This is a genomic window from Paenibacillus sp. P5_B5 (assembly GCF_056400365.1).
Window position 1 is genome coordinate 217072 of record NZ_JBFULK010000004.1, and the last position, 19999, is coordinate 237070.

A 19999-nucleotide genomic window follows, 5' to 3' on the forward strand; every position below is an offset into this window, starting at 1 on the left:
TCGTGTAGACTTTCTAAATAATAGGTCTCCGACCAACAGAGAAGGAAATATCGATAAAGTCTCAAGGAGACTTTCTAACTAGGGAGGCAGTGAACAAACATGGCTCAAATGAATATGATTCAAGCAATTAAAGACGCACTGCGCGTTGAGCTTGAAAGAGATAAAAATGTACTATTATTCGGGGAAGATGTTGGACACGTAGGTGGCGTTTTCCGTGCAACAGAGGGATTACAGAAAGAATTCGGTGAACACCGTGTATTCGATACTCCTCTTGCGGAATCTGCAATTGGTGGTATGGCAGTAGGTCTTGGTATTCAAGGCTTCCGTCCAGTAGCTGAGATTCAGTTTGTTGGTTTCATCTATGAAGCACTAGATCAAATTGCAGTTCAAGCTGCTCGTATGCGTTATCGTTCAGGCGGACGCTACAATTCTCCAATCGTTTTCCGTACACCATTTGGTGGCGGAGTTAAAGCGGCAGAATTACACACGGACTCTTTGGAAGGTTTGCTCGTTCAAACGCCAGGGATTAAGGTAGTCGTGCCTTCTAACCCTTATGATGCAAAAGGCTTGATGATTGCCGCAATCCGCGATAATGATCCTGTATTCTTCATGGAGCACTTGAATTTATACCGTGCATTCCGTGCAGAAGTTCCTGAAGGTGAATACACTGTTGAGCTTGGTAAAGCAAACGTAGTTCGTGAAGGTGCTGACGTATCGATCATTACTTACGGTATGATGGTTCATACTTCGATGAAAGCAGCGGAAGAGCTTGCTAAGAACGGTGTTAATGTTGAAGTTATTGATTTACGTACTTTAATGCCACTTGATATAGATACAATTGTTGAATCTATTAAGAAAACAAATCGTGCAATCGTTGTTCAAGAAGCACAACAAACTTCAGGTATTGCAGCTGAAGTCATTGCACAAATCAATGAAAAAGCAATTCTTCACCTTGAAGCACCAGTGCTTCGTGTTGCAGGTCCTGATACCATTTATCCATTCGCTCAAATTGAAGATGCTTGGTTACCAACACCTGCTCGTATTATGGATGCAGTAAAACGTGTACTTGAGTTTTAGTTTTTCAGTTAAGAAACACATCCGTCCTGTAAAGGACGGAAATGCTGTTTCTTCTGGTATGACCTAAAATTCATTTAAATAAATTACAATATAATTTTAGGAGGTCATCTACGTGGCTCTGTATGAATATAAATTCCCAGAATTAGGTGAAGGAATTCACGAAGGCGAAATTGTTAAAATGAACATTAAGCCTGGCGATAAAGTAGACGATGAAACAATTTTAATGGAAGTACAAAATGATAAGGCTGTTGTTGAGGTGCCTTGTCCAGTTGAAGGTATTGTTAAAGAGGTAAGAGTTGCTGAAGGTAAAGTATGTAACATTGGTGAAGTTGTAGCCATTATTGATGTAACTGGCGAATTGCCAGCTGGTGCAGAACCAGTTAGCGAAGCATCAGCTCCGTCAGCTCCTGCTAGTGCTCCAGCAGCATCAGCACCAGCAGCTGCTGCACCAGCAACAAGCAAGACTGAAGTGCTTGCTACTCCAAGCGTACGCAAGCTTGCTCGCGAACAAGGCGTAGCAATTGCTGAAGTATCAGCAACTGGCAAGAACGGTCGCATTACTCGTGAAGATGTTCTTGGACATGCAAGTGGCGCACCTGCGGCAGCTCCTGTTGCTCAAGAAGCCTCAGCGGCAGCACCTGCAGCTAAAGCAGCTCCAGCAGCAGTAACAACAACAGCTGGACTTGAAGAGCGCGTACCATTCAAAGGTATCCGTAAGGCGATCTCCAATGCAATGGTTAAATCCGCATATACGGCTCCACACGTAACTATTATGGATGAAGTTGATGTAACTGAGCTTGTATCCTTCCGTGCCAAAATGAAGCCTGTGGCTGAGAAAAAAGGTGTTAAAGTAACATACCTTCCTTTCATCGTGAAGGCTCTTGTTGCAGCATGCCGCGAGTTCCCAGCGCTTAACGCTTCAATTGATGAAGAAAAACAAGAAATTGTATACAAAAAACATTATGATATCGGTATTGCAACAGATACAGATAACGGCTTGATCGTTCCTGTCATCCATGAAGCAGACCGTAAAAACATTTGGAACATCGCTGCTTCCATTACTGATTTAGCTACACGTGGACGTGATGGTAAGCTTACTTCTGCCGAAATGAAAGGCAGCACAATTTCAATCTCAAATATTGGTTCAGCTGGTGGTATGTTCTTTACTCCGATTATCAACTATCCAGAGGTTGCGATCTTGGGTACTGGACGTATTACAGAGAAACCAGTTGCTAAAAACGGCGAGATCGTTGTTGCTCCTGTAATGGCGCTTTCCCTAAGCTTTGATCACCGTTTGATCGATGGTGCTACAGCGCAAAACTTTATGAATTACATTAAAAAATTGCTTGCTAGTCCAGAACTTTTCTTAATGGAGGTGTAACACATGGTAGTAGGAGATGCTTCTTTAGATATTGATGTGTTGGTAGTTGGTGCAGGTCCCGGTGGTTATGTTGCCGCTATCCGTGCAGCACAATTAGGTAAAAGTGTTCTAATCGTTGATAAATCAGAGTGGGGCGGCGTGTGCTTGAATCGCGGCTGTATCCCTTCCAAAGCTCTAATCTCAGCAGCTCATCGTTATGAGCATATGACTCATTCCAATCAAATGGGTATTACTGCTGACAATGTTAAAGTTGATTTTGGTAAAGTCCAAGAGTGGAAGCAAACCGTTGTTAAGAAATTAACTGGTGGTGTTGCAGGTCTGCTTAAAGGCAATAAAATTCAAATGTTTAATGGCGAAGTCATGTTCATTAATCAGAACGAAGCGCGTGTATTCAATGATCAGGAAGCTCCGCGTTATCGCTTCCAGCATTGCATTATCGCAACAGGCTCTCGTCCAATCGAGCTTAAGCCATTCCCATTCGGCGGACGTATTATGTCTTCGACAGAAGCGCTTGAGCTTAAAGAAATCCCGAGCAGCATGATTGTTATCGGCGGAGGCTATATTGGTATTGAGCTTGGTCAAACATTCGCGAAGTTCGGAACGAAGGTTACAATTCTTGAAGGCTCCAAAACGATTCTGCCAGCTTCAGAGACAGAAATGTCTAAGCTAGTATCGAAGAATTTAGATCGCCTTAAAGTAGATGTATTTAATGAAGCACTAGCTCAATCATCTGAACAAACGGATAAAGATGTAACGGTAACGTTCACAGTGAATGGCGAAGAGAAGAAAGTTACAGCAGAATACTGCCTAGTAACTGTTGGTCGTCGTCCTAACACGGATGGTGACTTAGGTCTTGAGCTTGCTGGTGTGAAGGTTACAGATCGTGGATTAGTTGAGATCGACAATCAATGTCGCACAAGTGTGCCTCATATTTATGCGATTGGTGATATCGTTCCTGGTCCTGCGCTTGCACACAAAGCTAGCTACGAAGGTAAAGTAGCTGCAGAAGCTATTGCAGGCTTGACTAGTGAGATTGATTATAAAGTTATTCCAGCAGTTGTATTCTCTGATCCAGAGATTGCTTATGTTGGATATAGTGAGAAGGAAGCCAAAGAAAGTGGTATTAACGTTGCTGTAGGTAAATTCCCTTATGCAGCTAACGGTCGTGCACTTTCAATGGACATTTCCGATGGTTTCGTGAAGCTAATCGCTAACAAAGACACTGGTATTATTATCGGTGCTCAAATTATCGGTCCTGAAGCTTCAAACCTTATTTCCGAAATGTGTCTTGCAATTGAAATGAGTGCAACACTTGAAGATGTTGCTATGACTATTCATGCGCATCCTACACTTGGTGAAATCACGATGGAAGCAGCTGAAGTTGCACTTGGTCATCCGATCCACCAAATCGGTCGCTAATTACTAGCAGATAAATAATGGCTGTTCCACAAGAAGATTCTTCTTCTTAGTGGGACAGCCTTTTTGTTTGGTCAAGAAGAAACGCATCCAAATACGTAGACGGATGCGTTTCTTCTAATTATATTTATTTGATAACGAATAATTGTTGTTTGAGTACACGGATATCAATGGATGAGTGCTCTAAAGATTCACCATCTGCTTGAACTTGCTGCGGGGAATCTGTGGAAAGTTTAATTTGAGATCCCTTTAGGATCGTGACGGCGGGATGATTAATATGTGTACCCGAATAGATTGAACGGAATATTGAAACTAGTTTCAAACGGTTTTTGGAATGAAATACTAATACATCGACTTCACCATCATCACTTATGGCGTGAGGACATACTTTCATTGCACCGCCAAAGTAAGGGCCATTGGAATTAACAACCATCCAAACGGATGAGAATCGGTGCTCAGTCTCACCTACTGTTATAACAGCAGAATAGGGTTGATAAGTGGCGAACGCTTTAATAGCTGAGATAAAATAGGCTAGCTTTCCGAGTTTGAATTTATTTAACAAATTCTTATAGGATGCCTCATTCGTATATTTGGCAACGACAGCGTCGAATCCAACACCGATACAATTAAGCGCAACTTTACCATCAAGTTCGACTAAATCTGTGTAAGTACCACTTTTGCCATTCAAAATTAAGTTTAATATTTGTAATGGTTCAGATGATATACCGTGACTTCTAGCAAAATCATTACCTGTTCCGCCTGGTATTTGTCCGAATCGAACTGTTTTTATTTGTCCTGATTGATAGAGCCCATTAGCAACTTCATTCGTTGTGCCGTCACCGCCAATAGCAATAAGCGTACTAATGTCTTGCTCATTAAGCAGATCTTGTGTTAATCGGATCGTTTCACCATAATGCTTAGTGATTTTGTAAAAGTAGTTCAAACCCCGATTTCGTAATTCTCGCTGAACTTGCTCCCAGACAACTGCTCCTCTTCCGTAACCAGATACAGGATTAACAATAAATCCTAGCATTTATACACCTCTTAAATAGATTTGATTCTAATTTTATAGTAAATTTGAACTTTGTAAAGAGTACAAGAGCGGTTCTTGCAGTAGGGCACATTTTAACTACAAAAGAAGAGGATTTTATCCCTATTTAGTTGAAATAACAACCTGTGAGGAATATCCCCTCCCAATTATAATTTGAATTGTAAGATTTATTAAAAAATATTGGGAGGTCACAAGATGAAAAAATCAGCAGTAACTATGATTTCATTACTGACAGTAGGAGCAGTATTAGCTGGATGTAGTAAAGAAGCAGCGCCTGCGACAAGTACGGCACCTGCAGCAACTCCAGCGGCAAGTACAGCGCCTGCAGCAACTCCTTCTCCAGAACAAGCTAAACCATTTACAGTTAAGCTTCGTCACATTCTAGTAAAAGAAACACAAATGAAAGAGTTAGAGCGTTTGAAGGCTACAAAAGCTACAATTGAAAAGGCAGTGCCTGGCGCAACACTTGAAATTGAAGGACTTGAGGAGACAGTTCACCGCTGGCAGAAGCTTCGTGCTGAAATGTCATCTGGTAACCCTCCAGCAATCTTTAACTTATTCGGTGGTACGGATGTTAAAGATTTCGCGAAAACAGGTAACCTACTTGATCTGACGCCAATCCTTGCAGAACTAGGCATAAACGATAAGTTCTACAACTTATCCGAATTCACAGCTGACGGTAAAGTTTATGGACTCCCGCTAGCTGGCTATGTAGAAGGCATATTCTATAACAAGAAAATCTTTGCTGATAATAATATCCAGATTCCAAAAACTTGGGAAGAACTGTTAACTGTTGCAGAAACTTTGAAATCCAAGAACGTAACGCCATTTGGTATGTCAGGTAAAGATGCATGGTCAAGCGCAATGATTGCGAATACCTTATGGGTACGTGCAGGTGGTAACACAATTATTGAGGACATTCAAGCAGGAACAAAGAAATGGACAGACGTTGTTGACGGATTCAACAGATACGAAGATCTAGTGAAAAAAGGTTATTTCACGAAGAACGCTCTAGCACTATCATATGCTGAGTCTCAAATAGAATTTAGAACAGGTAAAGTTGCAATGTACTTTGATGGCAGCTGGGCTAATGGTGCTTATACAGATCCTGCTCAAACACCTGTAGCAGCAGATGTATCCTTCTTCTTGCTCCCAACTACTGGTGGTCCTGGAGATAATGCAGTTAACTCCTCATTCTCTAACGGATATGGATTCTCCGCTAAAATGAATGAACAAGAGTTGAAAGTTGCAAAAGAATTTATCAAAGCATTGTATAACCAGGAAGAGCAAGTTAAACAGAATAAAGAAGACAGCTGGTTGCCTTCAATGAAGTATGAGATTGCTGGAGCAAAACCAATTATAACTGAAATCATTAGTACGACAGCTGGTAAGGATCTATTCCCAGCATTCGATTCGATCGTTCCAAGTAAAGTGAATTCAGCAGTTGGTACGACATTGCAAGAATTGCTTGCTGGCCGTATCTCAGGTGCTCAAGCTGCTGAGAAAATTCAAAAGGTTCAAGAAGAAGCAGATAAAGAGAAGGCTGCTGCTAAGAAGTAATGGAAGTTTGACTGAAAAAATTAAAGAAGTTAACGGGTATCACCGACATGTGATACCCGTTCCTACTTAACACGTTGAAGAAACTGACATACTCAAGCATAAGTTTCGAACAGAAAGGAAGGTACAGATTCCCTATGAATAAAACACTTCGAAATCCCCTAACTTATATCTTGTTTTTACTTCCTACTGTCGTTATGTATACCTTGTTTTATCTGGTTCCCGTTTATGAAACGCTAACAGTTGGGTTTACAATTTGGGATGGGGTTAATGAACCTGTATTTGCTGGATTCTATAACTATGTGAAAGCTCTGACCAATGACGAAATTTTCTGGACGGCTTTAAAGAATAACATGTACTTTATTTTGTTTTCAATTTTCGTCCAGATTCCAATCATTGTTGTTATTTCATTTATGATCTCCGAAGTACGTAAACTTCGTGGATTTTACAAAACGATTGTTTTCTTACCAAGTATTTTATCAACAGCAGTTGTAGGAGTATTATTCTCCTTCGTTGTATTCCATCCAGATGCAGGAATTATTAATTTAACTCTAAAGGTTATCGGATTGGAAAGCTGGGCATTACCATGGTTAGGTGATGATCGGACGGCATTTCTTGCGATTCTAATTACCAATGCCTGGCAGTGGACTGGATTTTATGTCGTCCTTGTATTAGCAGCTATTTTTGGTATATCGAGGGAAGTTATGGAAGCTGCTGAAATTGATGGCGCAACAGCATACCAAAGAATGCGTTTAATAACTGTACCACTCATTAGACCGGTTATTATGGTTATCATCCTGTTGTCCATGACGGGAGCGATGAAGGCACTTGATATAGTTATCGTAATGACAAATGGCGGACCATTCAGCACTACTGAAGTTATGGGATCGCATATGTACCACTCCGCATACAACAGAAGTGAGTATGGTTATGCGAATGCTATTGCAAACTTAATTATGATTATTACGATTGGATTAACGATCATTTATAATGTAATTTCCAAAAAATTCGGGGATGTGGAGAACGGATGAAAAATACAGGAAAATTCATCATCCATCTGGTTTTGTGGATCTATGTGATCGTCACAATTTATCCGATTTACTTTGCTTTCTCCAACTCCTTTAAGAGTTCTGCAAATGTAATCGCAAGTCCATTTAGTTTACCGATTAAAACATTTGATTTTAGTAATTATATTGCAGTATGGGATTTAACGCCTGTTGCACGCTATTTTTTCAATAGTATGTACATCTCGGTAGGTGCTAGTGTTCTATCGATGATTATGGCAGCAATGACTGCTTATGTTATTAGTCGTATGCGTTATAGAATGATCAATAAATTTATTATGCTCTTTATTGGTGCAGCGCTTATGATTCCTGGGAGCTTTCTACTGATACCACTCTATCGCCTTACGGTTGCTTTAGGTATAGTAGATACACCGTGGGCGATTGTATTACCTTATGTGACCTTTGGGATCCCGCTGACCGTATTTATTATTGCTGCATTCTTAAAATCGCTTCCTGCAGAGATGGAAGAAGCAGGTGTAATGGATGGATTATCTGCGTTCGGTTTATTTTTTAAGATTGTACTGCCACTAACAATGCCAGCGCTAGTCACTGTATTTATTCTAAACTATTTGGGGAACTGGAATGAATTTATTATGGCTTCCTTCTTCGTGTCAAGTGATAAGATGAAGACGTTGCCTGTTGCAATGGTAGCCTTCCGTGATTCCATGCAATTGAATTATGGAAGATTGTTCGCATCCTCCATGTTCAGCATTGTTCCAGTTGTAATTGTATATACATTTTTACAAAATAGGATTATTGAAGGGGTTACAGCAGGAAGTATTAAAGGTTAATATAGTAATGAAGGAGAATTGTTTTTCACTTACGTAATCAGGCTGGATGGATGCAAGGGGAGACTTCAATTGATGAATCTAAGAAAAAAAGTGTATTTAGCATTCATAGCATTCATTATTGCTCCTCTTTTCATTGTAGGTGTTATTACTTACATACTTATGCAAAATATTATCGAGCGTAACTTTACGGATCAGACAGAGCTAACCATTAATGCGGTTGTTAGTAACATTTCATCCGTTTTTAAAGAGGCGAATACTTACTCAGAATTCTGGCGATTTCAGACAGATTTGAATAAATTATATGCTCTTCCTATTAGTGTTTGGAAGTCTCCAAACTTTGAAGAGAAGAAGTACGCAGAAGATATTATGATGAATACGTTCTTGACGTTTGGCCCCGTGAATCAAGCAATCATCTATAATTTATTGGGAGATTCTTTTTCTAATCAGAAGGAKAGACCAACGTCGATCAAATATGTTCCGTTCGAAAAACTTCAAGAACACCCCGTTTTTTCAGAAATGATTAGAGAGAATGGAACTCCGACATGGTTTGGTCCCTATGAATACCCAGATTTAACGAAGAATGAGACCTTATATACAACTTTTCGATTAATTCGAGAACCCGATTTTATGAATGTAAAGGGCTATTTGCTTGAGCAGATGAACTTAAGTGAACTGGACTTTATTTTTAGGGCATTCTTGCACAATCAACCACCTGAAAGTCGGTTTATGATCGTTAATCATGACGGATTAATTCTTCAAGATAGCGGTCATGAATTAAACAGTATGAGCATTTATGATTACATTATAGATGATATTGATTTAGCTTCCGAATATCAAACACAGAAAATGAGTTTTCGCAATGTAGAAAGTATGTTGTCGGTATATAACTTTAATCTCGAGCATGCAGGGATTAAAAATTGGAGTCTTGTCTATGTAACTCCCTGGGTCTATATCTCAGGAAAGACACTAGGTGTGATGAAGACCGTAGCGATCATTACGGTTTCTTGTTTGATCTTCGCTCTCTTGTTTAATCTATTATTTGTTAATCGATATATTCGATTTATCCTTAAGCTCGTATCTTCGATGAAGCAGGTTGAGCTTGGTAATTTAAACGTTCGCGTTCCTGTGAGTGGCAAGGATGAGACAACGGTTATGGCAAGAGGATTTAATAATCTTGTTGAGCGTATTAACTCATTAGTTCTAGAAGTAAAAATGGAACAGCAACATAAGAATAGAGCTGAGCTAATGCTTCTCGCAGCACAGATTAAGCCGCATTTTCTATTTAACACACTAGAGTCAATGAATGCGCTAGCCATTCAGAATGAGGGCAAAAAGGTAAGTCAGTTCATTTATCGATTAGGTTCCATGCTACGTATGTTTGAGCATAAAGAAGAAATACCGTTGTCGCTTGAGCTTGATTATCTCCAAAATTATCTGGAAATTCAGTCATTCCGATTTGAGAACTTATTCGAATATAGGATTGATATTCCAGCCTCTCTAGAAAGCTACTTTATACTTAAACTGACACTGCAGCCACTTGTCGAGAACAGTATACAGCATGGATTTGAGGGGTTTGAGCATGGTGGCAGAGTTACGATTAAGTTAGAAGAGCAGGAAGAAAATATTGTGATTTGGGTTGAAGATAATGGATTAGGTATCTCAAATGAAATATTAGAAAGATTTCAATATAAAACCACTCAAACCAAAATTCATAAGCAGACAGAAGCATCCGAAAGAGTTGGTTTAGGAATTATGAATGTTGCAGATCGCTTGCGAATTCATTATGGAGCGCCTTATGGCATTATGATCTGTAGTATGCCTTACCAAGGAACGGTAATCAAATGTGTTATTCCTAAATATAAGTCGGCAGGTGATGATGATGGATTTGAAGGTACTGCTAGTCGACGACGAAATTAATATTGTACGTAATTTACAGAAGGTTATTCCGTGGAGTAATTATGGATTTATTTCTGTGGATATAGCATCTAATGGGTTAAAGGCTCTGGAATATGTTCTAGAGCATGATCCTGATCTGATTCTATGTGATATCCGAATGCCTCATATGGATGGAGTTACTTTTCTCCAGAAGCTTAGAGATCATGGCAAAGAGTGCACAGTTATTATGTTAACGGGTTATCAAGATTTTGAATATGTGAGAACTTCTTTGAAGTATGGGGCAAAGGATTATATTCTAAAGCCGATTAACTATGCGGAGCTTGAGGTTGTTGTGGGTAAGGTTGCGACGGAATTGAAAAGTAAGAAGTTAGAAGTAATCAAAGAGAGAAAAAAATGGAGCAAAGCCATGATATTGGCTTATGAGAAATTTTTATTTGATGTTCTACTGGATTACACAACCGTTAGTAGCAGACAATTTTTGTTTGATGAAGAAAATAAGCTTGATAAGCTTGAATATACGCTGTTGCTCATTGATTTAGATGAATACTCTCATATCTCAAGACAATGGAATGAGAAAGAGCGCAAGTTAATCAACTTTGCTATACGAAATGTTCTTTTAGATGCCTTAAATGGTCAATCCCTAGCTTATGCAGTCTTGCAAACACGCGAGGGTGAATGGTGTATTCTTATTCAGCATGAGAAAGAAGATGTTTTTGTATTTGATGACGTGAAAATGTGGTCTGAGAAAATGCTGCAAGCGGTTAAAGAAAATGTGAAATTGACTGTTTCAGTTGGCATTTATCCTGTGCATGTATCGATTGAAATGCTAGCAGATGCATATAAACAGCTTCAAAGAACGGTTCATTTATCTCCGAAAAGTCATCAGATTATCATGCTGGAGGAGGAAGTAACACAGTCGAACGAATTAAATTATTCGATGTGGGGACTCGTGGAACAAATTGTATCATCGATTAAGAAACAAGAACGTGACCGAATGGAGCAAGCGTTCCATGAGCTAAACAATACGTTACGTGAGATATCAGGACAGTCGCTTCAGCGGGCTGAACAGATTCTACATTTCATGATCTTACATTTACTTCGGGAGATGCATGAAATTAACGTATTAACTAACGAGGATGAAAAATCAGTATGGAATATGCTTGAACGCTCTTTATCGATCAAAAGCCTGCTTGATATTATTCATAAGCTACTCAATGATTCGTTTAATTCGGGAACAAGTCGGAAGCCCAGCGATATGTTGATGGTTTCAGCGAAGGATTATATCGATAAGAATCTAGCTTCTGATCTAGGCGTTGAAGAAATTTCAGATTATCTAGGAATATCTTATTCATATTTCTCTATGCTTTTTAAGCAGACATTTGATGAGACTTTCCTTGAATATTTAACACGACATAGAATTGAGTTAGCGAAATCAATGCTACTAGTGAGTGATAAAAGCGTTGCTCAGATAGGGAAATTGGTTGGGTACTCTGAACGAAGATATTTTACGAGAGTCTTCTATAAGTTTACAGGTGCTACCCCATCTGAATATCGCGAGAAAAATACCGACTCAAAATCTATACTTCCAGATCTATCATCTTAGTTACAAGTAATGAGTAATGCAACGAATGAAAGGATGAGAATGATGCGTGCAGCAGAATTAACATTAAAGCAAAAGATTGGTCAAATGATCATGTGTGGGTTTGATGCAGTAGAGGCAAATCCCAATATTGAAAACCTGATTCGCGAGTATGATTTAGGAGGTATCATTTACTTCCGTCGTAATCTGCAGAATCCAGTTCAAGTAGCTGCACTATCTAATCAATTACAACAGATAGCTTCCAATTCAACAGATATCCCTTTGCTGATCTCAATTGACCAAGAAGGCGGAATGGTGACACGTATTGAAGAAGGTGTGTCGCTTATGCCAGGTAATATGTCTCTAGGAGCAAGTCGTGATCTAGAATCAGCTTACCAGACAGCCTATATTTCAGGTAGAGAGCTTCGTGCGATGGGGATCAATGTGAATTTTGCACCAGATGTTGATGTGAATAATAATCCCATGAACCCCGTAATCGGTGTGCGATCATATGGTGAAGATCCAAACTTAGTCGCAGACATGGGTTTAGCTGCAGTACGAGGATATGAAGCTGCTGGGGTTGCTGCAACGATTAAACATTTTCCAGGTCATGGTGATACAGCTACAGATAGTCATTATTCTCTGCCAATTGTTCCGCACAGTATGGAACGTTTACGTTCAATTGAGCTTGTACCTTTCCAGAAAGCGATTGATCATGGTGTTGATATCGTTATGTCTGCTCACGTCATATTTCCAGCACTTGAGGAGGGTGAGCTACCTTCTACGTTGTCACCACGTGTTATAGATGGATTTTTACGTCAAGAACTTGGATTTGAAGGCGTTGTCTGCTCGGATTGTATTGAAATGAAAGCGATCGCAGATAATTTTGGATTTGCCGAAGGAACTGTACTTGCGGTAGAAGCTGGTGTTGATATTGTACTTATATCACATGTTTATGAACATCAGGTAACAGGTATTAATGCCTTGCTTGAAGCTGTTCAAAGTGGGCGGATTTCAGAAGAGCGGATTAATCAATCCGTTGAACGAATTCTGAAGCTTAAAGAGAAGCTACAACAACAATCAACCAATTCTGTTTTGTCATTTGATCAAATAGGTCTTCCAGAGTGGAGTGAGCTAGCATCTAGTGTTTATGAGAAAAGTGTAACCCTCGTAAAGAATGAGGAGCAGCTTCCATTAGATCCTAGTAAACGAACGCTGGTTATATGGTCTGAGGTCCGTACGGATACCCAAGTCGTGGAGTTTATCGAACAAGAAGAGACGTTAGGTTATTATCTAGAGAAGTCTAAGCTTGAAGTTGATGAAGCGCGTATGGATCTTTTCCCGACAGATCAGACGGTTGTAGATATCCTAGAGCTTAGCAAGGCTTATGATCAGATTGTAATGGTATCTTATGATGCAACTTTCTCAGAAGGTCAGACTCAAATTGCTAAGGAGTTATCTAAGCGGAGTAAATGCTTTGTTGTTGTAGCAGGACGTAATCCGTTTGACCTTATGAAGTTCCCTGAGGTTAAAGGGTACATAGCTGCTTACGAGAATCGTCCGCTAGCTATGAAGGCAGTAGCGAAAGTATTAACGGGTGAGATCCAAGCACAAGGTAAATTACCTGTTTCTATTACAGATAATTATCCAATAGGCTGGTCGATCTAGTTTATTTAAATAGAATTAATTGAAAGTCTGCTAGCGAGAAATCGCAGTAGACTTTTTTTCTATGAGAATGTCATAAAATAGAAGGCTACTAAATATTTTAGTAATAGGACTTGTGATGGCTTCATTCGATTTCGAGAAGTAGAGGTGGTTTCTGAGATGTCTATTTTTTCAAAATGGTTCTCACGTAAGCAGACAACCGATAATTCGAGTAACCTAGAGATTGCTGAAACTATCACAGGGCAGCAAGTGGTTACAGATGAACCAGAACAAGATGCACTGATTGTAGAAGTGATTAATCAGGAAACTAAACCAATCGAGGAGGAAACAAAAATGGAAGAAAAAGAAGTATATGTAGCTATGAGTGAAGAAGTAGAGGTAGTTTCTGAGGAAACGGTAGAAGAGGATGCTGTCGTTCTAGAAGCTGAAGGAGCAAGTGAAGAAGTAGCTGAAGAGGAAGCTGCTGACGAAGCAACTGAAGAAGCAGTGGAAGAGGAAGAAGCATCGGAAGAAGCAGAAGTTGATGCAGATGCGGATGATAGTGAAGCTGCTGACGATGAAGCATCAGAAGAAGCAGGTGCTGGTGCCGATGATAGCGGTGAAGCTGAGGCTTCTGATGCAGATGATAGTAGCGAAGCTTAATAATATGAACATAGTATGGCGATAAAAGAGATGCGGGAGCATCTCTTTTTGCTATATGGTATAGTATAATTGTTTATATCTATGTCTAATTGTTCATAAGGAGTGTTTACATTGCATAGTAAATATATACCTAATCAACATGGTGCATGGGCGATGCTGATTATGCCTTTCTTATTTGGAACGTTTGCTGCAGATGCTCGGCCTTTACATGCACTACTGTTTGTGTGTTGGTTAATAATATATTTGTTTACTTTCCCACTTTTGCAGTTGATCCGTACTCGTAAGAGCAAACTCTTTCTCCGCCCGATTCAGATCTATGGTGGCTTATTGGTGATAGCAGGTGTGCCATTAATTATACTTAAACCAGCATTGTTATTCGTCGGACTAGCTTATGTTCCTTTGTTTCTCGTTAATGTGTTCTATGCTAAGAGTAATAATGAGAGAAGCTTTGTAAATGATCTAGTAGCTGTTGTACAGTTTTGCTCAATGGTATATGTAACCTATTGGATAGGTGGAGGCAGTGATTGGTCATTAGCATCAGATCTGTTCTTTATTTGTTTATTGTATTTTATTGGGGCTGTGTTCTATGTCAAAACGATGATTCGTGAGAAGAAGAATAAGGTGTTCTATATTCTATCCGTTGGATATCATGCGATTAGTTTAATCGCATTTGGTATTCTTTTTCCTATGATGCTTATGATTCCGATGTTGATTCTATTAGCAAGAGCTGTCATCTATCCGAAACTGAAGCTGAGCATCAAGCAAGTGGGAATAAGTGAAATTGTATTCTCTATTCTATTTTCTATTTTTGTCCTCGTTATGTATTCTTAAAATTTGATTAGAAAACTTTGGTATCATAGACTTATGATATCTAAAAATAGTAGAATTAGGTATTGCTAGTTTCCAGGAACTAGCTATTTACATACGGCGTAGAATAAATATTGGATTTGATGTAATTTGGGAGGGCTAACATCTTGAGAAAAAGCAGATTGATTATTTGGGTTTTAGTACTATCTATGTGTATGCAAGCATCCTTGGTATTTGCCAAACAAGATTCACAGATTAATAAGAATGTGAAAGTGCTTGTGAATGATAAGGCGATTTCGTCAGAAGCACCACCCTATATCCTAGAGGCAAGCGGAACAACGATGGTACCACTTCGTTTCATATCTGAAGCACTAGGTGCGGACATTAATTGGGATCCTAAACCTAAGAAGATTACAATACATACGTCAGAGAAAACAATATACTTAACTATTGGGCTCCAAACAGCTGAAGTAAGCGGTAAGCAAGTAAAGCTAGATGTCGCAGCTGAATTGCGTAATAATTATACGATGGTACCGCTACGATTCATTAGTGAAAGCTTAGGAGCTTTAGTGACATGGGATGAGCTAAGCAAAACAGTAGGCATTTATTCCTCGGGAAATAATGTGCCAGAGAAAGAACCTGGGAAAGAACCAGAAGAAAAACCTGGGGAAGTGCAGGGGACGAAGAAAGAAATGCGAGCTGCATGGATTTCAACGGTCTATAATATTGACTGGCCATCTAAACCAGGATTAAGTGTTTTACAGCAAAAAAGTGAGTTTGTTAAAATGTTAGATGAATTGAAGCAAATCGGTATCAATGCTGTTATGGTTCAAGTAAGACCTACATCAGATGCTTTATATCCTTCTAAGTTAGTGCCTTGGTCAAAGGTATTAACAGGTACACAAGGGAAGGATCCTGGTTATGATCCGCTTGCATTTATGATAGCAGAAGCGCATAAACGTGATATGGAATTTCATGCTTGGTTCAATCCATTCCGTGGGAATACGGACAATAAAATTGAAACTCTAGCCGATAATCATCCTGCTAAACAGCATCCAGAGTGGATTGTACCTCACAAAGGATTATTATTATTAAATCCGGGAATCCCTGATGTAAGAACGCATATTATCGATGCCATTATGGAAGTTGTTCGTAATTATGATATTGATGGGGTTCACTTGGATGATTATTTCTATCCATATGGCATATCTGAAGTTCCATTTCTTGATGATGAAACATTCGTGAAGTACAACCCTAAGAAAATTGCTGATAAAGCGGATTGGCGCCGAGATAATGTGAATCAATTCGTACAGCAGCTATCTACTTCGATTAAAGCAGCTAAAAGTGATGTGGAATTCGGGATTAGTCCATTCGGAATCTGGCGTAATGCAAAGACCGATCCGACGGGTTCGAGTACGAACGGACTATCTTCATATGATGATTTATTCGCTGATACTCGGACATGGATACGCAATGAGTGGGTCGACTACGTAGCACCTCAGCTTTACTGGAGTATTGGTTTTAAAGTAGCTAGTTATGATACGCTCGTTGATTGGTGGATGAAAGAAACGAGTAAGTATAATGTGAAGTTGTACATTGGACATGGTGCTCATCGTCTTGGAACCAATAGTACAGATTGGGCAACAAGCGATGCTATTATAGGTCAACTGAAATATAATACTGAGCGGCCTCAAGTTAAAGGAAGTATTTTCTTTAGTGCAAAGAATTTATTAAGTAATCAAGTAGGGATCAAAGATGCTTTAACAAGCTATTATCAATTAAACTAATAAATAACGCCGTCATTTGACCGAGAAGTCAGATGGCGGCGTTTTGTTGTATGAGCGGTAGCTATCTCTTCGTTATGAATGAGGATTATAACCAAAATGACGAGAGAGTTCCGTAGTTGTTTCTACGACTGTTTCGATCAAGTGGGTCAGATTTTCTTTCATTCGGTCTACAGGACCAATTAAGGAGACGGAAGCAGACACATTGCCCTCGCTATCAAAAATAGGAGCAGCTATACCAGTAACACCAATGTTACGTAAGTTGGAGCTTGTCTCATAGCCAAGTGTTCTGATTGCTTCGAGACGTTGCTTCATTTGTTCTGTATCCGTGATGGAGTGAGAAGTGTATTGTTTAAATGGCTCGCTTAGCACTTGATCAATAGTGGAAGGAGAACAATACGCCAGAATCGCACGAGAGGCACAGGTTGCGTATAAAGGGAAGCGCCGATGGGCTTCCACATTAAATCGAATGGGATATTGAGATTCGATTTTATCAATGTATATGGCGTCTAAGTCGTCAATGATACAAAAACAGACGAACTCTTTGGTATAGCTGGCTAATTTCTGTAAGCTTGGTCTTGCAAATTCAGCCCAATTATGGTTTTCTTTAACCTTCGTACCAAGCTCAAGTAAGGTATAGCCTAATGAATAAAGTTTATTATTGGGGTTTTGTTTAATGAAGCCTTCGCTTTCAAGTGTGATAAGCAGCTTGTGAACAGCACCTTTAGAAATCTGAAGTCTTCTACTAAGCTCGCTGACTCCTAACTCCTTATCCGAATTCAAAAAAATTTTAAGCAAAGTACAACTCTTCTGAACAGAAGTTAAAATAGACACCATCTCCCTAAGTAACTCTAATTATATTAAATAAACTATTAATTTAGAATTTATTAAATTAATTTAAAATTCTGTATTGAATATACCACTTTCTCATGCTAAAATCAATTATCGGTTACATATGGTAAACGGCGTTCACATATAGTGAACAGAAAATTATCTTTCTGGAGGGGTATAAATGAATAAGAGAAAAATGATTACAGCAATATCTGTATTAGCAATTTGCGGTTCTATATTTGCAGGATGTAGTAAAGCTCCAAGTGCTTCAGAAACATCTGCGCCAAGTTCGACACCTGCTGCTAATGCATCTGCAACTCCGGAAGCGATTACAAAAACGGTGACTCCAGAGAAAGAATTGGTTGTGGCAGGTAATGGAGCAACTGTTGAAAAATTAATGAAGGATGTTGTTTTTAAGAAATTTAATGAAAAGTACCCTGATGTTAAGCTGTCTTATGTGTCTGGTGTATCTACTGAATTGGTTGCAAAAGTAAAAGCGCAGAAAGGTTCTCCGCAAATCGATTTAACAGTTGTTGAAGGCGGCGAACAAGAAGCGGGTCGTGCAGAGGGATTATGGGATAGAGTTAATATTCAGGATATTCCGAATATGGCGAAAGTGGATCCTTCATTGAAAGTAAAGGACGATAGCGGTGTTGCTGTTAATTTTACACCAATGGGTATTTCATATAACGCTGAGACTGTTAAAGCAAAAGGATTACCTATTCCAGAATCATGGAACGATTTAACGAAGCCTGAACTTAAAGGCAACATCACGATGACTGAAATCTCCAGTAACTTCGGACGTTCAGCAACGATCATGCTTGCTTACGCAAACGGTGGTTCTGAGAAATCAATGGATGCAGGTTTCGAGAAATTGAAAATAATTGCTGGTTACTTGCCTACATTTGCGAAGAACGCTTCACAGCTTCAACAGAATCTACAAGATAAAACAGCAGCTTATACGACATGGACAATGGCAAGAAGCATCGTGCAAAAACAAGAAAGCGGTTTACCACTTGAGTTTATAATCCCTAAAGAAGGTTCAAACCTTGTACCAAACGTTGCAACACTTGTTAAAGGTGCTCCGCATCCAGTAGCTGCTAATCTATTCATTGATTTCTTATTGTCTGAAGAAGTTCAAACGATGTATGCAACTAAGTTGTACTACAATCCAGCTGTTAATGTGAAGCTTCCTGGTGATATTGCTAAATTGTTAGAGTTTGATCGCAGCAAAGTGAAGAACTTCGATTATGAAGTACTTAGCCAAAGCATGAAAGAATGGTTAAGCCGTTTCAATAAAGAAGTAGCACCGCTTGTAGGGAAAAATTAAGGTGACCCTATGACAACAACCAAGAAAATTGATGTAGAGCTGAGAAATATTCGCAAAAGCTTTGGTGACAATACAGTAGTTGAGGATTTTAATCTTCAAATTGAACAAGGTGAATGTATATCTTTCCTCGGTCCTTCTGGTTGTGGAAAGACAACAACACTTAATATGATCGCAGGCTTCCTTGATCCGAATCAAGGCGAGATTCTGATTAAAGGTAAACTCATGAATGGGATCCCGTCGAACAAACGGGATCTCGGCATGGTGTTTCAGACGTATTCTCTCTTTCCTCATATGACTGTTGAAGGGAATGTTGAGTACGGATTGAAGCTGAGAAAAGTACCTAGTAAGCAAATTAAGGAAAAGGTTGATAAGATTCTGCAAGTCGTCAAGCTTCCGCATTTATCTGATCGATTTCCGAAACAGCTATCTGGTGGACAGCGTCAACGGATAGCGATCGCACGTGCTTTGGTAACTGAGCCTTCTGTATTACTGCTCGATGAGCCATTAAGTAATTTGGATGCTAAGCTACGGGAGGAACTACGGGAGGAACTGAAACGACTTCAACAGGTGATTGGTGTAACGACAATCTTCGTGACGCATGATCAAGAGGAAGCTATGTATTTGTCCGATCGAATCGTAGTGCTTGATCATGGAAAGGTCGAGCAAATAGGTACGCCTTGGGAAATTTATAATAAGCCTGCTTCTGAATTCGTGCATGTATTTATTGGTAAATCCAATCGCATTCCGGGTGTTGTTAAATCCTCTAATTCCGATGTGATTGAGCTAGTAACCGAAAGTGGTAGCAAGCTGCAAGCTAGGCAGCGTAACTTGAATTTCCATGCAGATCAAGCTGTTTCTATTTATGTTCGTCCTGAGAAAATACAATTAGTCATCGCATCTGAGAGCGGTTCAAGAACTAGCGACGCAGATATAAATTCAATGCTGGCTGTTGTTCGTTATACGTCATTCTTAGGCTCATTTACAGAGTGCATTGTAGAAGTGGGAGGCAATTTAATGAATGTTCGCTTACAATCCTCTGATTCTGGCTTGAATATGGAAACAGGAACAATTGTAAAGCTGAGCTGGAAAATGGAAGATGTTTATGTCTTTCCAGTAAAGGAGAATTAG

General features: G+C 39.4%; 16 protein-coding genes. 14 read left to right on the top strand and 2 right to left on the bottom strand.

The features are described from left to right. Positions 1-99: 99 nt before the first annotated feature. The 3 genes from AC1DOK_RS07455 (at position 100) to lpdA (ending at position 3877) form a co-directional block, all read left to right on the top strand. Positions 100-1077, top strand: a complete 978-nt coding sequence (locus AC1DOK_RS07455; RefSeq protein WP_477553618.1) for an alpha-ketoacid dehydrogenase subunit beta — start codon at positions 100-102, stop codon at positions 1075-1077. Between the two features lie 112 nt (positions 1078-1189). Then, positions 1190-2458: a dihydrolipoamide acetyltransferase family protein gene (locus AC1DOK_RS07460; protein ID WP_477553619.1), complete on the top strand. Its 1269-nt coding sequence runs from the start codon at positions 1190-1192 to the stop codon at positions 2456-2458. A 3-nt stretch (positions 2459-2461) separates the two neighbouring features. Next, positions 2462-3877 (top strand): dihydrolipoyl dehydrogenase, encoded by a 1416-nt coding sequence (gene lpdA / locus AC1DOK_RS07465; RefSeq protein WP_477553620.1) that lies wholly within the window; start codon positions 2462-2464, stop codon positions 3875-3877. 124 nt (positions 3878-4001) lie between these two features. Here the strand turns inward: lpdA and AC1DOK_RS07470 are convergent, their stop codons facing one another. Next, on the bottom strand, positions 4002-4907 hold the full coding sequence (locus AC1DOK_RS07470) for a diacylglycerol/lipid kinase family protein (protein ID WP_477553621.1): 906 nt from the start codon (positions 4905-4907) through the stop codon (positions 4002-4004). Positions 4908-5120: 213 nt separating this feature from the next. Between AC1DOK_RS07470 and AC1DOK_RS07475 the strand changes: the two genes are divergently transcribed. The 9 genes from AC1DOK_RS07475 to AC1DOK_RS07515 all read left to right on the top strand — a co-directional run bounded on the left by AC1DOK_RS07475 (position 5121) and on the right by AC1DOK_RS07515 (position 16713). Beyond that, positions 5121-6485 (top strand): ABC transporter substrate-binding protein, encoded by a 1365-nt coding sequence (locus AC1DOK_RS07475; protein WP_477553622.1) that lies wholly within the window; start codon positions 5121-5123, stop codon positions 6483-6485. A gap of 134 nt (positions 6486-6619) precedes the next feature. Beyond that, positions 6620-7513: a carbohydrate ABC transporter permease gene (locus AC1DOK_RS07480; protein ID WP_477553623.1), complete on the top strand. Its 894-nt coding sequence runs from the start codon at positions 6620-6622 to the stop codon at positions 7511-7513. After that, positions 7510-8337: a carbohydrate ABC transporter permease gene (locus AC1DOK_RS07485; RefSeq protein WP_477553624.1), complete on the top strand. Its 828-nt coding sequence runs from the start codon at positions 7510-7512 to the stop codon at positions 8335-8337. The genes AC1DOK_RS07480 and AC1DOK_RS07485 overlap by 4 nt, the downstream gene beginning before the upstream one ends. Before the next feature lie 72 nt (positions 8338-8409). Then, on the top strand, positions 8410-10254 hold the full coding sequence (locus AC1DOK_RS07490; RefSeq protein ID WP_477553625.1) for a sensor histidine kinase: 1845 nt from the start codon (positions 8410-8412) through the stop codon (positions 10252-10254). Further along, a complete protein-coding gene (locus tag AC1DOK_RS07495) occupies positions 10217-11836 on the top strand; it encodes a response regulator transcription factor (protein ID WP_477553626.1) in 1620 nt (539 codons plus the stop codon). Before AC1DOK_RS07490 ends, AC1DOK_RS07495 begins: the two co-directional genes overlap by 38 nt. A 42-nt stretch (positions 11837-11878) precedes the next feature. Beyond that, entirely contained in the window at positions 11879-13480 is a 1602-nt protein-coding gene (gene nagZ / locus AC1DOK_RS07500; RefSeq protein ID WP_477553627.1) for a beta-N-acetylhexosaminidase, read from the top strand. Positions 13481-13636: 156 nt separating this feature from the next. Further along, positions 13637-14119 (top strand): hypothetical protein, encoded by a 483-nt coding sequence (locus tag AC1DOK_RS07505; RefSeq protein WP_477553628.1) that lies wholly within the window; start codon positions 13637-13639, stop codon positions 14117-14119. A gap of 111 nt (positions 14120-14230) precedes the next feature. Next, positions 14231-14950, top strand: a complete 720-nt coding sequence (locus tag AC1DOK_RS07510; protein ID WP_477553629.1) for a YwiC-like family protein — start codon at positions 14231-14233, stop codon at positions 14948-14950. A gap of 143 nt (positions 14951-15093) precedes the next feature. Beyond that, the gene (locus tag AC1DOK_RS07515) at positions 15094-16713 is read left to right on the top strand and encodes a family 10 glycosylhydrolase (protein WP_477553630.1); all 1620 of its coding nucleotides are present in this window, start codon (positions 15094-15096) and stop codon (positions 16711-16713) included. Positions 16714-16785: 72 nt separating this feature from the next. Here AC1DOK_RS07515 and AC1DOK_RS07520 read toward each other — a convergent pair whose 3' ends face one another. Then, positions 16786-17547 carry an IclR family transcriptional regulator gene (locus AC1DOK_RS07520; protein ID WP_477553631.1) on the bottom strand — a complete coding sequence of 254 codons (762 nt, stop codon included), beginning with the start codon at positions 17545-17547 and terminating at the stop codon, positions 16786-16788. 175 nt (positions 17548-17722) lie between these two features. Here AC1DOK_RS07520 and AC1DOK_RS07525 point away from each other — a divergent pair, with 175 nt between their 5' ends. Both AC1DOK_RS07525 and AC1DOK_RS07530 read left to right on the top strand, forming a co-directional pair. Then, the gene (locus AC1DOK_RS07525; RefSeq protein WP_477553632.1) at positions 17723-18871 is read left to right on the top strand and encodes an ABC transporter substrate-binding protein; all 1149 of its coding nucleotides are present in this window, start codon (positions 17723-17725) and stop codon (positions 18869-18871) included. A 9-nt stretch (positions 18872-18880) separates the two neighbouring features. Beyond that, the gene (locus AC1DOK_RS07530; protein ID WP_477553633.1) at positions 18881-19999 is read left to right on the top strand and encodes an ABC transporter ATP-binding protein; all 1119 of its coding nucleotides are present in this window, start codon (positions 18881-18883) and stop codon (positions 19997-19999) included.

Bases quoted from the DNA above. Each gene is read 5' to 3' on its own strand.
- AC1DOK_RS07470 (WP_477553621.1), bottom strand. From the start codon at position 4,907: ATGCTAGGATTTATTGTTAATCCTGTATCTGGTTACGGAAGAGGAGCA.
- AC1DOK_RS07530 (WP_477553633.1), top strand. From the start codon at position 18,881: ATGACAACAACCAAGAAAATTGATGTAGAGCTGAGAAATATTCGCAAA.
- AC1DOK_RS07485 (WP_477553624.1), top strand. From the start codon at position 7,510: ATGAAAAATACAGGAAAATTCATCATCCATCTGGTTTTGTGGATCTAT.
- nagZ (WP_477553627.1), top strand. From the start codon at position 11,879: ATGCGTGCAGCAGAATTAACATTAAAGCAAAAGATTGGTCAAATGATC.
- lpdA (WP_477553620.1), top strand. From the start codon at position 2,462: ATGGTAGTAGGAGATGCTTCTTTAGATATTGATGTGTTGGTAGTTGGT.
- AC1DOK_RS07455 (WP_477553618.1), top strand. From the start codon at position 100: ATGGCTCAAATGAATATGATTCAAGCAATTAAAGACGCACTGCGCGTT.
- AC1DOK_RS07520 (WP_477553631.1), bottom strand. From the start codon at position 17,547: ATGGTGTCTATTTTAACTTCTGTTCAGAAGAGTTGTACTTTGCTTAAA.
- AC1DOK_RS07495 (WP_477553626.1), top strand. From the start codon at position 10,217: ATGGATTTGAAGGTACTGCTAGTCGACGACGAAATTAATATTGTACGT.
- AC1DOK_RS07505 (WP_477553628.1), top strand. From the start codon at position 13,637: ATGTCTATTTTTTCAAAATGGTTCTCACGTAAGCAGACAACCGATAAT.
- AC1DOK_RS07475 (WP_477553622.1), top strand. From the start codon at position 5,121: ATGAAAAAATCAGCAGTAACTATGATTTCATTACTGACAGTAGGAGCA.
- AC1DOK_RS07480 (WP_477553623.1), top strand. From the start codon at position 6,620: ATGAATAAAACACTTCGAAATCCCCTAACTTATATCTTGTTTTTACTT.
- AC1DOK_RS07525 (WP_477553632.1), top strand. From the start codon at position 17,723: ATGAATAAGAGAAAAATGATTACAGCAATATCTGTATTAGCAATTTGC.